This is a genomic window from Streptomyces milbemycinicus, from assembly GCF_002154605.1.
GTDB classification, from domain to species: domain Bacteria; phylum Actinomycetota; class Actinomycetes; order Streptomycetales; family Streptomycetaceae; genus Streptomyces; species Streptomyces milbemycinicus.
Map to the genome: position 1 here is coordinate 1 of NZ_MUNE01000206.1, position 13989 is coordinate 13989.

General features: G+C 72.1%; 12 protein-coding genes and 1 pseudogene. 7 read left to right on the forward strand and 6 right to left on the reverse strand.

Translation table 11 applies throughout. The features are described from left to right. Window positions 1–244 (forward strand): annotated as a pseudogene (locus CCN51_RS18015) (TauD/TfdA family dioxygenase); the annotation flags it as partial. A gap of 39 nt (window positions 245–283) precedes the next feature. Here CCN51_RS18015 and CCN51_RS18020 read toward each other — a convergent pair. Continuing rightward, window positions 284–1057, reverse strand: coding sequence for a glycosyltransferase family 2 protein (locus CCN51_RS18020; RefSeq protein ID WP_014177498.1), 774 nt, complete (start codon window positions 1055–1057; stop codon window positions 284–286). Between the two features lie 67 nt (window positions 1058–1124). Between CCN51_RS18020 and CCN51_RS18025 the strand changes: the two genes are divergently transcribed. Beyond that, on the forward strand, window positions 1125–2381 hold the full coding sequence (locus CCN51_RS18025) for a nucleotide sugar dehydrogenase (protein ID WP_014177499.1): 1257 nt from the start codon (window positions 1125–1127) through the stop codon (window positions 2379–2381). Window positions 2382–2603: 222 nt separating this feature from the next. On the opposite strand, the gene CCN51_RS18030 is transcribed toward CCN51_RS18025, so the two are convergent. Together CCN51_RS18030 and CCN51_RS18035 are read right to left on the reverse strand one after the other, a co-directional pair. Then, window positions 2604–5981, reverse strand: coding sequence for a sacsin N-terminal ATP-binding-like domain-containing protein (locus CCN51_RS18030; protein WP_043490632.1), 3378 nt, complete (start codon window positions 5979–5981; stop codon window positions 2604–2606). Window positions 5982–6292: 311 nt separating this feature from the next. Next, complete coding sequence (locus tag CCN51_RS18035; protein ID WP_014177501.1) at window positions 6293–7204, reverse strand: DUF3027 domain-containing protein; 912 nt, start codon at window positions 7202–7204, stop codon at window positions 6293–6295. Between the two features lie 393 nt (window positions 7205–7597). Here CCN51_RS18035 and CCN51_RS18040 point away from each other — a divergent pair, with 393 nt between their 5' ends. The 4 genes from CCN51_RS18040 (at window position 7598) to CCN51_RS18055 (ending at window position 11377) form a co-directional block, all read left to right on the forward strand. Then, window positions 7598–9079, forward strand: coding sequence for an MFS transporter (locus CCN51_RS18040; protein WP_014177502.1), 1482 nt, complete (start codon window positions 7598–7600; stop codon window positions 9077–9079). A 26-nt stretch (window positions 9080–9105) separates the two neighbouring features. Beyond that, complete coding sequence (locus CCN51_RS18045; RefSeq protein ID WP_014177503.1) at window positions 9106–9618, forward strand: hypothetical protein; 513 nt, start codon at window positions 9106–9108, stop codon at window positions 9616–9618. Window positions 9619–9686: 68 nt separating this feature from the next. Beyond that, on the forward strand, window positions 9687–10490 hold the full coding sequence (locus CCN51_RS18050) for a futalosine hydrolase (RefSeq protein WP_014177504.1): 804 nt from the start codon (window positions 9687–9689) through the stop codon (window positions 10488–10490). Next, complete coding sequence (locus tag CCN51_RS18055) at window positions 10487–11377, forward strand: 1,4-dihydroxy-6-naphtoate synthase (protein ID WP_014177505.1); 891 nt, start codon at window positions 10487–10489, stop codon at window positions 11375–11377. Before CCN51_RS18050 ends, CCN51_RS18055 begins: the two co-directional genes overlap by 4 nt. Before the next feature lie 57 nt (window positions 11378–11434). On the opposite strand, the gene CCN51_RS59240 is transcribed toward CCN51_RS18055, so the two are convergent. Next, on the reverse strand, window positions 11435–11818 hold the full coding sequence (locus tag CCN51_RS59240) for a cold-shock protein (RefSeq protein WP_014177506.1): 384 nt from the start codon (window positions 11816–11818) through the stop codon (window positions 11435–11437). Window positions 11819–11999: 181 nt separating this feature from the next. Between CCN51_RS59240 and CCN51_RS18065 the strand changes: the two genes are divergently transcribed. Further along, window positions 12000–12263, forward strand: a complete 264-nt coding sequence (locus CCN51_RS18065) for a hypothetical protein (RefSeq protein WP_043487093.1) — start codon at window positions 12000–12002, stop codon at window positions 12261–12263. Between the two features lie 6 nt (window positions 12264–12269). On the opposite strand, the gene CCN51_RS18070 is transcribed toward CCN51_RS18065, so the two are convergent. Then, the gene (locus tag CCN51_RS18070; RefSeq protein ID WP_405383456.1) at window positions 12270–12953 is read right to left on the reverse strand and encodes an HAD family hydrolase; all 684 of its coding nucleotides are present in this window, start codon (window positions 12951–12953) and stop codon (window positions 12270–12272) included. Window positions 12954–13077: 124 nt separating this feature from the next. Continuing rightward, on the reverse strand, window positions 13078–13989 hold a 912-nt coding region (locus CCN51_RS54990), incomplete at its 5' end, for a hypothetical protein (RefSeq protein ID WP_086859727.1).

Here is a 13989-nt window from a genome sequence, read left to right on the forward strand (position 1 = left end):
CATCGAGTCCGGACTCGATGAGGCACACGCCCACGCGGCCAAGGAACTCGCGGACCAGATGGTCGCCGGGCAGGTCTCCTTCACACTCCAGCGCGGTGACATGCTGATCGTGAACCAGCATCGCTGGGTGCACGGCCGCGAACCACTCGGCGGCGGCCAGCACAACATTGCGCCCGAGGACCGCCGCTTGCTGCTCCAACTGTTCCTGCGTGATACGGGCGCCACCGGACCGATCGCCTCCTAGGTGGCGAACACAAACGGCTGCCGGGTCTCGCCGACAGTCCTAGATCCGCGATTTACGCAGCGAGTGCCACACAGCTCCGGCCAGCGCCCGCGTCGACCGGGAAACCGACAGCCGTTCGTGTTCGCGGTACAGCGACCAGTTGTACGGGACGAGCGACAGCTTGTTCGAGGACAGCGATCCCGCGCGGTGGGACCTGTACATCGCCAGCGGCTCGGGAAGGCCCCGGGCGTCAATGCCGTCACGCATGATGGACAGCCACAGGGCATAGTCCTGTCGCTTAGGCATCTCCGGCATCAGCCTCGCGCCGAGGACGGTGCGGTCGTACATGGCGGTCAGCGCGCCGATGTGATCCTGAATCAGCATCGCGCGGTAGTCCACGCTTTCTCGCGCCCGGACCACGCGCCCGTTTGGGATGAAATCGGCGCTTTCACCATCGTAGTCGGCGTCTACCTTGTAGTAGGAAGTGAACGTCAAAGGCGTATTAGCCGTCGCCGCGAAGTCGATTTGCCGCTCAATCTTGTCCGGAAGCCACATGTCGTCACTGTCAAGAAAGGCGATGTATTCCCCCCTGGCCCGTTCGATAGCGAGATTGCGTGCCCGGCCCGCACCGCCCTGTTCGGGTGCCGATTCCGGCAGGACGCGTTCGTCCTGCCGGGCGAATTCCCTGAGCAGGTCCATGGATCCATCGGAAGACGCGTCGTCGGTAACCAGAAGCTCCAGATCGCTGTGGGTCTGCGTGAGTACCGACCGGATCGAGGTACCGAGAGTGACTGCCGAGTTGTACACAGGCATCACGACAGATACCAGTGGCACAGCGCTTCTCCTTGCTAGGCCAGAGACGACGGTCCATTCAAGCACTGGAATCGTAGTAGGAGCTGCCATGCATGTTGTTGTCGCTGGTCAGGGCTACGTAGGGCTGCCGCTGGCCGTGCGCGCCGCAGAGGTGGGCCACCATGTCGTCGGCTACGACGTGGACCCGCATCGGGTTCAGCAGCTCGCCACCGGCGAGTCGTACGTGGAGGACGTGGCGTCCGCGCGGCTCCGCGCAGTGCTGGACTCCGGAGCCTACTGCGTGACCGCCGAAGCCGCCGCGCTGGCCCGGTTCGACATCGCGGTGATCACCGTGCCGACCCCGCTGCGGGACGGCGTGCCCGACCTGACCTACATCGAGTCCTGTGCCCACACGCTGGGCGCGCACCTGCGCCCCGGCGCGACCGTGGTCCTGGAGTCCACGACCTACCCCGGTACCACCGAGGAGCTGATGTTACCGATCTTGGAGAAGTCGTCCGGCCTGATCGCCGGTGCTGACTTCCACGTCGGCTACAGCCCCGAGCGCATCGACCCGGGAAACAAGAAGTGGCCGTTCGACAAGACGCCCAAAGTAGTGTCCGGCATCGACGCCGCATCGCTCGACGTGGTCAAGGGCTTCTACGACGGCTTGGTGGAGACTACGGTTCCGGTCTCCGGAACGAAAGCAGCCGAGCTGGCCAAGCTGATCGAGAACACCTACCGGCACGTCAACATCGCGCTGGTCAACGAGTTAGCGATGCTCGCCAGGCCGCTCGGCGTGAACGTCTGGGAGACGATCGACGCCGCCGCGTCCAAGCCCTTCGGCTACATGCGGTTCACCCCCGGCCCCGGCGTCGGCGGACATTGCCTGCCGATCGACCCGTCATTTCTGTCGTGGAAGGTGGAACGCGCGGTCGGCGTCCCGTTCCGGTTCGTGGAACTCGCCAACGACGTGAACAACCACATGCCTGACTACGTGGTCCGGCGGCTCATGGAGGCTTTCAACACGCGTCGCATGGCCGTCAGTGGATCTCGTGTCCTGCTGCTCGGTCTGGCCTACAAGGCCAACACCGCCGACGCCCGCGAGTCGCCGTCGGCGCGTGTCGCTGAGCTACTGCTCGACCTCGGTGCCGAGGTGCGTGGCGCGGACCCGCATGTCGTAGATGACATCCGCACCGACGCACGCCTGATCCGAGTAGAAGCGGCTGCGGAGGAGATCGCGGCATCCGACGCCGTGGTACTGCTGACGGACCATGCGGAATTCGACTACGAGACGATCCTTGAGCACGCGCCGTATGTGCTCGACTGTCGGAACCGGCTGTCCGGCGCGAACGTCGATGTTCTGTAAGCGTCGGCGCTGGAGTCCACCCCGATCACATGCGACGGCCGCCAATGCCGGATTCGAGTTGCCGATCGGCCCCGGAGCAAAGGGCCCTCCGCGGCCTCAACGAGTGCGGCACTTCCGTCCCGCCCAGACCCGAAGCCGAAGGACGTCGGCCTTCAAGACCACAACCAGGTCTTGAAGGCCGACGTCACGCGCACCACGGACCGGGGGCACGAAGCGAGCGCGTCAGTCGAACCAGCGGGCGCGGGCCAGTTCGTCGGTGCGGGTCAGGTCTTCCAGGAGGGCCGCCACCTCGAAGCGGCGCGCCCACTGGCCCGCCGCCCAGGCCAGACCCGCCGCCACGCCCTCCAAAGTCGAGGCGTGCAGCGTGCTGTCCACGTATCGCCAGTCCAGCTCGGCCCGCCCGTCCGGCTCGGCGCCGCCCTCGACCAGCAGCTCCTCGTGCTCGACGTACGACAGCGGGGCGCCCGGCAGCAGTTCGCGTACCGCCGCCGGGACCTCGTGCGGCTCGCCCTGTGAGACGACCGGGGCCGGGTACGCCTCGCTCAGCCGCCGCACCTGGAACAGCTCGGCCACCTCCGCCGCCCGCGTCGGCCGCACCGGCAGCAGCGCCCGGGCCTCCGCCTCGGCCAGTGGCATCAGGTCCGGCGCGTCCGTGACCAGCGCGTCCCCCGCGTCGACGACGCACGGCTCGCCGTCGACCACAGCGCGCAGCTCGTCCGGCAGGGTCACCTGGTCGGGGTCCAGATCAGCCAGCAGCCCGTAGATGGCGTGCAGCTGGGCGGGGGTCACCGGGCGGTCCTCGTCGGCGAGCCGCGCCAGCAGCTCCGCGGCCCCGCCCGGCTCGTCGAGCAGCGCGGCGACCGAAGTGCGTACGCCCAGCGCCCGCAGCACCTGCTCGTCCTCAAACCCGGCCGCGTCCACCGCCTCGTACAGACCGGCCAGCAGCGGGTCGCCCCCGGCCGCGCGCAGCCCGGCCGGCCGGCGCCCGTCGAGCACCGGGTGGCCGCGCAGCCACCAGGCGGTGTACGAGCGCACGACCTCCGTCGTACCGTCCGGCAGCAGCACCCGCACCGGCGCGGTGAGCGCATCGCGCAGCGGCGGCTGGGCGAGCATCGCCAGCGCCTTGGGCCAGGCGTCGTCCTCGACCAGGTCCAGGTCCCGTACGGCGACGATCTCGGTGGCCACCGGCGGCACGGGGGTCTCGGGCAGCCGGTCCAGGACGTCCTCGCACCACACGTCGACCGCGTCCAGCAGCCCCACGTCGTCGGGCTCGGCGAAGTCCCCTTCCCGCGGTTCGAGCTCGTCCGGGTCCAGGACCACATCGGTGGCGCGCACCAGCGTGAAGCCCGCCAGCACACCGGCCGCGGCCAGCGTCTCCTCGCCCCACCGCTCGGCGAGCTCGGCGTCGCACGCGGCCAGTTCGCCTTCCCGCATCACCCGCTCGAAGGCGCTCCCGGGGAAGACCAGCTCCCCGGCGGGGGCGAGCTCCCCCTCCTCGTCGGGCAGCGCCAGCGCGCCCAGCCACGGCTCGTCGCCGGGCGCGAGCCGGGCCTGCTGGACGAGGCCGAGGACCGTCTCGGCGAGCGTGTCGGGGCCGAGCGCGGCGGCGGGCGCGCCCTCGTCCTCCGCGAACGGGTCGTACTCGTCCTCCGCCTCCAGCGAGTGCGCGACCGCGGCCCGCACCTGGGGCGTGGTCAGCACGGCCCGCGGGGTCGCGGGGGTCGCGCCCAGCTTCTCCAGCAGCGGGTGGGCGGCGTCCGGGTGCGCGACCTTCAGGCCAAGACGTGCCAGGGTGCGGTGCCGGTCGTCGCCCGGCGCCTCGCCCTCGGCCTCATCGCCGCCCGCCTCGCCCGGCAGCGGCAGCAGCACCTGCCGGGGACCGATCGTCGTACGCCCGTCCGCCAGCGGCACCGGCAGCCCGGTGAGCCGGTCCGGGTCGGTGCCGCCCAGCGAGTCGTACAGCCGCCGCCACCACGCCGGGGCGCGCTCGACGCCCGCGAGCCGGTCGATCACCTCGCCGAGCGGCACCCGCGCCACGCCCAGCACCCGCAGCTCCTGCCGCCGTTCGAGACCGGCGGGCAGCAGCGTCGGGAACAGCTCGGCCAGCACCTGGACGGTCTCGGCGCCCACGCCCTCCAGGATCTCGGCGTCGCGGGGCCGCAGCGCGTACGGCTCGCTGTCCGAGCCGCCGACCAGGACGTCACCCAGGATGTCGTCGTCCCACCGCTCGGCCGGCGCACCGCCGCCCGGGTTCCCCGGGCCGCCCTGCGCGGCGTCCGGGCCCAGCGCGTCCGGCGAGCCCAGCCAGCCCGTCTCGGCCCCACCGCCCGTCTCGCCACCCGCTGGAGCGGCGGCGCTGGGCAGGAACGGCACGCGCGGCAGCAGCTCCAGGATCCGCCGCCGCAGCTCGCCGTCCAGCTCCCCCTTGCCCAGCGGGCCGGGGACCAGGCCGATCGTGCCGACCCCCACCGGGTGCCAGTCGCGCAGCAGCGCCGCGTACGCCTCGGCCGCGCGCTCCACCAGGAAGTCCGTCAGCGGCCCGGGGGCGGTGTGGCGGCGGGTCGGCTCCAGCGGGAAGGAGGCGATGAGCAGCGCGGGCACGCCCAGCGGCTCGTCCGTCGGCGTCGGCGCGTGCACCACCGGGGCCGTGTCCGGCCGCGCCGGGGCGCCCTCCGCGTCCACCGGCACCGCCCAGGTCAGCGACCACACCGGCCGCAGCCGCTCCTCCACCGGGCGGTCGGCGAGCAGCGCGGCGTCCAGCGGGCCGCCCGCGGTCTCGGTCCGCCACCGACGGGCCCCGCCCGTGGCGCCGGTGTCCTCGACGACCGTGTACGGGCCCTCCTTGTAGCGCCGCATCGTCCGTACGCCCTCGGGCGTCTCGACCACGACCTCCGCCAGGCCCGGCAGCGTGATCAGCAGCGCGTCGTCGATACCGGTCAGCAGCCGCTCCACCACGTCCTGGGCGGCGCCGTCGCGCAGCGGCAGCACGACCACCGTGTCGTACCCCTCGGGCGCAGTGCCCTCGGCGGGCAGCGGCAGACGCAGCAGCGGTACGTGCCCGTCGCGGCGGCGCAGCTCGTCCCCGAGGCCGGGGCTCGCCGCCGCCGCGCCGTACGCCAGCTCGCGCGCCTCCGCCAGCGACCAGCGCACACCGCCCGAACGGCCCACGACCGCGGGCTCGTCGCTGACCGCGAGCACCGCCGCGAAGCCCACTCCGAACCGGCCTACCGCCGCGCCGGGCTCGTCCCACGCGGCGGTGTCCCGCTTCGCGGACGCCCGCAGCGTGGACAGCGACTCCACACCGGCCGCGTCCAGCGGCGCCCCGGTGTTGGCCGCCGCCAGCACGGCGGGCTCGCCGTCCCGCGCCGGGTGCAGGGTCAGCCGCAGCCGGCCGGGCACCCCGGCCCGGGCGGCGGCGTCCGAGGCGTTCTGCGCCAACTCGACCACGAGGCGATCCCTGTGGCCGCCCAGCGCCAGGTCCTCCTCGGCGTTGGCGTCCTCGCGGAACCTCGCGGGCGAGGCGGCCCAGGCGTCCAGCACACCGCGCCGCAGCCGCGCGGTCCCGAACGGATCAGCGTCCTCCGTCGCGCCTCGCACCATCGCCGTGCTGCTCACGTGTCGCCTCCGGGGTCCTGGTCGGGGACCGTTTGGGTCCGTCTGGGTCCGTCTGGGTCCGTCTGGGTCCGTCTGGGTCAGTCCCTGGGGATGCGTCCCGCGTCACCGAGTTCCCCCGCGGCCCGCCTTCCCCACTGCTGTCGCCGAACGTACCGCCACCTCGCCCTCGATCTCGCGGCGCCCTCCTTTCACAGGAGACCGGAGATCACAGGAGACCGGAGAGCAGGCGCCAAGAAGCGAGGTCCGGGGGCCGATCAGAAATGGCCGATCAGAAATGGCTGATCAGAAACAGCCGATCAGGAGTGGCCGAGCTCTTCCGCCGGGGTATCCGCCTCCACCGACCCCCCGGTCCGCTCCGCGGGCCCCCGCAGCGTCAGCGGTTCGACGATCGTCTCGTCGATCACCGGCAGCGCCGGGCGCGGCGGCTTCGGCATGACGGCGGCCTCGGAGTGCGCCCCGCAGCCGTACGACAGGGACACCACGCGCCCGTCGGCCGGGCTGAACTCATTCGCGCACACCCCGAACGCCTGCCGCAGCGACCCCGCGAGCGGCATCAGGAAGCCGCAGGTCGCGCAGGACGCGGGGGCGGCCTGCGCCATCGGCGTCTTGGCGCCGAACGCATCGTCCCAGCGGTCCGCCGCGTCATACAGCCCGTAACGGGACAGCACACGGGCGCGGCGCATGCCCAGCTCCTCGGCGACCGCCGCGATGCTCCCGACCGCGGGCGGCGCCTCCTGTACGGCGGGCGCGCCCGCCGTCACATCGGCGTCCTCGACCGCCGCGAGCTGCTGCATCTCCTCCGAGACGATGGAGTTCGGCGGCGGGACGTCCTCGCCCGAGTAGCCGGGCTCCAGCCGCAGGTCCTCGGCCTCGCTGGGGAGCAGATCGCCCGGGCCCAGATCGCCGGGGCGCAGCCGCTCGCTCCAGGGCACCCACTCCGGCGCCAGCAGCGCGTCCGGGCCGGGCAGCAGCACCGTCTCGTCGACGGTGACGACCTTCGCGCGGGAGGCACGGGTGACGGTGACCGCCCAGCGCCAGCCCCGGTAGCCCAGTTCCTGGCACTCGAAGAGGTGGGTGACGACCCGGTCCGCGTCGGCGATCACGCGCACATGCGCGCCGACCGTGCCTGGATGGGCGGCTTCCGCCGCCGCCTCACGCGCGAGCTCGACCGCCTCGGCGCACAGGCGGTCGGGGGTACGGCTTCGCATCGCAGCACTCACAGGATCGATTCTCTCTTCCACGCCGTCGCAGCCGTTTGACGAGTGCGCCAGCCACACGGCCGGGACGCGGGAGCACGGACGGAGCGGACCATAGGACCGCGTCGACGTCCGCGCCCGATCCGGCCTCGGACGCACCTTGTATGTCCCATCCATTCTGCGGGATGGCGACTCGGCACGTGGCCAAGAACGACCGTCGGTGGCGCGTAACGCACGCTACCCTGTCCGGCCCACCCCGCCCCACCCCCGTCCGCCCGGAAGCCGTCCGGAAGCCTTACGAAAGCGGTGGAACAAGCCACCCAGGAGCCACCAAAGGGGAACGCATAGTTCCGGATGGCGGTCAGGGGTCTCACATACCGGCCTTGTTGGCTGCACCATGGTCGGGTGGAAGTCACGAGGTTCATCGGCGACGGCCCGATCCGGCGGCATGGCCGCCGGATCGGCCGAGTCCTGCACCTCCCGTTCACCGCGACCGGCAGAGGCATCCGCCGGGCCACCCACGCCCACGGCGCCGGCGAATCCGGCCTCGGCAAGCTGATCGAGCTGCACGCCGTGAACTCCGCGGGCGACATGCTGATCACCGTCGCCCTCGCCTCCACCGTCTTCTTCTCCGTACCGACCGCCGAGGCGCGCGGGCGCGTCGCCCTCTACCTGGCCATCACCATGGCCCCCTTCACCCTCCTCGCCCCCATCGTCGGCCCGCTGCTCGACCGCCTCCCGCACGGCCGGCGCGCCGCGATGGCCAGCGCCATGCTCACGCGCGCCGTGCTCGCGCTCACAATGGCGGGCGCGGTGGCGGGCGGCGGCCTTGAGCTGTATCCGGCGGCACTGGGCGTGCTGGTGGCCTCCAAGTCGTACGGCGTCGTACGGTCCGCCGTCGTACCACGCCTGCTCCCACCCCGCTTCTCGCTGGTCAAGGCGAATTCACGGGTCACGCTCGCCGGACTGCTGGCGACCGGTCTGGCGGCACCCATCGGGGCCGGGCTGCACCAGATAGGGCCGAGCTGGCCGCTGTACGGGGCGTGCGCGGTGTTCGTCGGGGGCGGCTTCCTCTCCTTCACGCTGCCACACAAGGTCGACTCGGCGAAGGGCGAGGGCAAGGTGCAGCTCACCTCCGGTGAGCACCATCTGCATCTGCCGAAGCCGGCACACTCGACAAGCGACACAAGCGACACAAGCGACAAGACGAGCGACAAGACGAGCGACACGAGCAATACAGCCGAAAAGACCGACAAGACAGACAAGGTGGGCGACAAGGCCCCGCGCCGCGTCGGCCTGCGCAACGTCAGCCCCTCCGTGCTGCACGCCCTGGAGGCGTGCTCCTCCCTCAAGGCGCTGTCCGGCTTTCTGACCTTCTTCCTCGCCTTCCTGCTCCGCGAGCACCCACTGGGCGGGCTGTCCCCCGAGATCTCGCTCGGCGTGGCCGCGGTCGCGGCGGGCGGCGGCAACGCGCTGGGTACGGCGATCGGCGCCTGGCTGCGGGGGCGCGGGCCGGAGCGGATCATCGCGGTGGTGCTGACCTCGGCCCTGGGGGTGCTCATCGTGTCGGCCGCCCTCTACAGCGCGGTCATGGTCGCCGTCGTGGCCGCGACCGCCGGGTTCGCGCTGGCGCTGGCCAAGCAGTCGCTGGACGCGCTGATCCAGCGCGATGTGCCCGAGCGGGTGCGTACCTCCGCCTTCTCCCGCTCGGAGACCACGCTGCAGCTGGCATGGGTCATCGGCGGGGCCGTGGGCATCGTTCTCCCGCTCAGCGGCGCGCTCGGTATGGCGGTCGCCGGGGCGATGATCGCGCTGGGCGTGGCGGCGAGCGTACGGGGGCTGCTGGCGGCCGCACGGCAGGGAGCGACACACCCCCGCGTGGCTTGATCAACCCAGCCCGGTAGCCTGCCCGCATGACCGCTGCGCTGTTTACCAGGGGCAAGGGCCGCCGGGCCGCCACCGCCGCCTGTGCCGTGTCCCTTGGGATCGTCGCCCTCTCCGCCTGCGACAAGCCGACCCCGCTGGCGACGGTCACGGTCGGTTCGAAGACCGTGACGACCGAGGCCGCCAAGGGCTGCTACAAGGACGGCGACGTGGTCGCCAAGTCCGAGAAGAAGGTCACGGCGTGCCTGACCGCGAAGCCCGAGGAGACGCTGTCGGTCAGCCCTGGTGAGAAGGTGCGGGTCGGCGTGGACCCGAAGATCGCCGAGTCGGGGTGGCTCGTGATAAGCGAGGCCCAGGGCCTCATCCACGGCCAGTCCAAGAAGACCTACCGCAGCCTCGACAGCGACAAGCTGTTCGAGCAGACGAACCCGCAGACCGGCCAGACCACCACGCTCGACAGCGTGACGATCGTGGTGGTGGAGACTGGCAAGAACAGCGGGATCAAGGGCGCGTGGCCGATCAAGCTCAAGCGCGACGCCTGACGCCCGACGCCTGACACCCGACGCCCGACCGGGAGATCCGCGAGATCAAGGAGATCCGGGAGCCGCTGATGCGCGTACTCGTCGTCACCGCCGTGCCCGCCGAGCGGGACGCGGTGGTACGTGGCGTCGTCAGCGCGACAGAGACAGCGACCGAGGCTGGGGCTGGGGCTGAAGCCGCCGAAGCCGAGGTATCCGTACCCGGCGGGCGGACGCTGCACCGGGTCGTACGCTCCCCGCTCACCGTGGACGCGCTGGCCGCCGGGGTCGGCCCCGCCGCCGCGGCGGCGGCGACCGCCACGGCCCTCACCGCCGCCGAGCTCGGGCAGACGCCGTACGGGCTCGTCGTCTCGGCCGGCATCGGCGGCGGCTTCGCCCCCGCGCCCCTCGGCTCCGTCGTCGTCGGCGAGGCGATCGTGGCCGCCGACCTGGGCGCCGAGACCCCCGACGGCTTCGCCGCCGTCACCGAACTCGGGTTCGGGACCGTCGAACACCTTCCGCCGCCCGCGCTCGTACGGGCCGTGGCCGAGGCGACGGGGGCGGTGCGCGGCGCGGTGCTCACCGTCTCCACCGTGACCGGCAGCGCCGAGCGCGCCGCGGAGCTGCGGCGGCGACACCCGGGCGCCGCCGCCGAGGCGATGGAGGGCTTCGGGGTGGCCGAGGCGGCCGCCGCACACAGCATGCCCGCCGCGCCCGGCGTACCCGGCGCACACGGCGTGCCCGGCGTGCCCGTTCTGGAGCTACGGGCGATCTCCAACGCCGTCGGCCCGCGTGACCGGGCCGCCTGGCGGATCGGCGAAGCGCTCGACGCCCTGGCGGGCGCCTTCCGTCACCTCCCGTCCGCCCTCGCCACCTGGAAGGGACCCAGCAGATGACCGCCCCCACGCCCCCGCAGCAGAGTCCGCAGTCGACGCCGCAGCCGCTGAGCATCGCGTACTCGCCCTGCCCGAACGACACGTTCGTCTTCCACGCCTGGGCACACGGCCGCGTCCCGGACGCGCCCGCGATCGACGTCACCTTCGCCGATATCGACATCACCAACGGCATGGCGGAGCGCGGCGAGCGCGATGTGCTGAAGGTTTCGTACGCCGTTCTGCCGTGGATCCTGCGCGACTACGCGCTGGTGCCCTGCGGCGGCGCGCTCGGGCGCGGCTGCGGTCCGCTGGTGCTGACCAAGGAGCCGGGGCGGGCCAAGGACCTGGCGGGCAAGACGGTCGCCGTGCCGAGCGAGCGCTCGACGGCGTATCTGCTCTTCCGGCTGTGGGCGGCCGGTGAGGTGCCGGGCGGGGTGGGCCGGGTCATCGTGCTGCCGTTCGACCAGATCATGCCCGCCGTACGGGACGGCCGGGTCGATGCCGGGCTGGTCATCCACGAAGCCCGATTCACCTATCAGAACTACGGTCTGCACTGCCTGGCTGACATGGGCGAGCACTGGGAGCTCACCACGGGCCTGCCGATCCCTCTCGGCGCGATCGTCGCGAAGCGGTCGCTGGGCGCCGAGCGGCTGCGGGCCATCGCCGAGGCCACGCGTACGTCCGTACGGGCGGCCTGGGACGACCCGACGGCTTCGCGTGGATATGTGTCGGAGCACGCGCAGGAGATGGACCCGGCGGTCGCCGATCAGCACATCGGGCTCTACGTGAACGAATTCACCGCCGACCTGGGCGAGGACGGCTATGCCGCGGTGCGCGGGCTGCTCACACGCGCGGCGGCCGAGGGGCTGGTGCCGCCCCTCGGCCACGATGCGCTGGATTTCGTCTAGCCGGTCTTTTCCTGGTCCGGACTTCTCCTGGTCCGGCGTGGCCTCTCCGGCCGGACTTCAGACGTCGAGCTGGTCGGCCACCGCCCGCAGCATGCCCGCGATCTTGTGGCCATGTGCCTTGTCGGGGTAGCGTCCGCGCTCCAACTGCTGCGTCACGTTCTCCAACAGGGTGGTCAGGTCCTGGACGATGGACGCCAGCTCATCGGGCTTGCGCCGCTGAGCGGCCGCGACGGAGGGGGTCGGGTCCAGCACCGTCACCGAAAGTGCCTGGTCACCGCGGTTTCCAGCGACGACGCCGAACTCGACCCGCTGTCCTGGCTTCAGCGAGTCAACGCCTTCCGGGAGCACTGACGAGTGGACGAAGACGTCGCCGCCGTCGTCACGGGAGAGAAAGCCGAAGCCCTTCTCGCTGTTGAACCACTTGACCTTGCCGGTAGGCACGTCTGTCCTCGTCCTCGTCACTCGTCGGAAAACACGTTAAAAAAGCTCTGGATAGCACTACAGCGGGTCGTAAGACCCGCCACCACCAAGGCTAATGGTCCGGAGCCTGGTGACAAGACGTACCCGGGTGGTTCCGGGTAGTGGTTCCTACGCGCGCTCTGCTCCGACCTACCCTGTTGCGGTGAGCAATGAAACACCACACGACGGAACGGCCCCTGGCGACCGGATGGTGCGTTTGGGGGTGATCGTCTTCGGCGTGGGCGCCGTGGCCACTCTGATCACGGTAGCCCCGCTCTTCCTGGGCCTGCACCCGCTGCCATCGGCCGCGTACTTTGTGTGCATGCTGATGGGCGTCGGCTTTGCGCTCTCCGCGGCGGGCCTGCTGCGCTCGATCACGGCGCAGCGGCGCGCGGCCGACCCGGCGAGCCGGTCATCCCGTACCTGAGCGGGGTCATCCCTCCAGGTAGCGGGCCAGCCATGCCGGGAAGGCGGTCAGGTCGTCGAGCACTACATCGGCCCCCGCCGTACGCAGCTCCTCCGCACCGCACGGCCCGGTCGCGACCGCCACGGACAGCGCGCCCGCCGTGCGTGCGCCGCGCACGTCGCCCGTGTGATCCCCGACGTACACCGATGCGCCGTACTCGCGCAGCGCCTCCGCCTTCGCCTCGGCCCACAGCCAGCCGACGACCGCGTCCGCCTCGATGCCGAGATGGCTCAGGTGCAGCTTGGCGTTCGGCTCGTGCTTGGCCGTCACCACGACCGCGCGCCCACCCGCCTCCTGCACCGCGGCGACGGCCTCCCGGGCGCCGGACATGGCGGGCGTGGGGGCTATCGCGTACTCCGGGTACAGCTCGCGGTACAGATCCCCCACCTCGTCGATCCGCTCCTTCGGGAACCAGTTCGCGAGCTCCTGCTCCAGCGGCGGGCCGAGGCGGGTGATGACGAGGTCGGTGTCGATGAAGGTGCTGGTGGCGGCGGAGAGCGCTTCGTAGGCGGCCTTGATGCCGGGGCGGGAGTCGATCAGGGTCATGTCGAGGTCGAAACCGACCGTCACGGGGTGCGCGGGTGCGGCGGGCGTAGCGGATGCGGCGGGCGTAGCGGCAGATGCGAACGAAGACGAAGACATGCCCGACATTCTCCCCCGCGCGGAACCGCTGACTCCGCGCCGCTGGCGTGGCGCTCACCACGGGATCGGTCGGCAACCGGGCCCGGTCAGGCACCGGGGCCGGTCAGGCACCGGGGCCGGTCAGGCACCGGGGTCAGCGCCGGCGCCTCGTGCGCCATACGAGGAACAGCGCCGACATGATCGCCGCGGCGCGCACGACGACCGGCCAGGCTGCCCGCACCGCGTCCCCCATGCCGTTCTCGGGGATCGGCTCGCCCCATCTGCCGGAGGCCCGGCCCCACAACCAGGCCACGGTCACGGTCGCGACCAGGCCGGGCATGCCCAGCACGGCCCACCTCATCTCGGCGCGCGACAGCTTGCGCGCGCCGTAGACGGCCACCCAGCCGAAGGCCATCACGATGAGATTGCCCAGCGCGGCACCGGCCACGAGCAGCGCGGCCGCCAGCAGGGGCAGCAGACCGAGGGAGCCTGCCTGCCGGCCGCTGCCTCCGGCGCTGTCGCCCTTCGCGCCGCCGCGCCGCCGCAGCGCACGGCGGAGCAGCCCGGGCTTCCGGGCCGCCTTGCCGCCGCCGGTGTCGGCCTCCGCCTCCTCGGCGCCCTGTTCCGTGCCCGCGGCGTCTTCGCCGCCTGCCTCGTTCTCCTGGTCCGACTCGGCCGGCCGGCCGAGCAGTTCGGGGATCTCCACCCCGCCGACGAACCCCTCCACCTGACCGAGCGGCGAATCACGCTGCTCGGGCTGGAGGAACGGGCCAGGCTCGGTATGCCACCAGTCGGGGTTGGAATCGCGGGGGCCGAGCTCGTCCTCGCCCGCGAGATGAGGCGGCGACGCGGCGGCGGACGACCGCCGACGGGGCGACGGCCTGAAGTCTGCTGCCGGAGCTTCACCGGACGGGGACTCCGGCCGGGCCGGGGAGTCTCCGTCGCGCGGGGAAGGCACCTTGCCGATCAGCCCGCTGCGCTCGGCGAACCCGGACAGCTTGTCGCGGGCCGCGCGCGCCATCCCGGCCGCGCCCGCCCCGCGCGACGGCTCCGCACCCCCGTACGC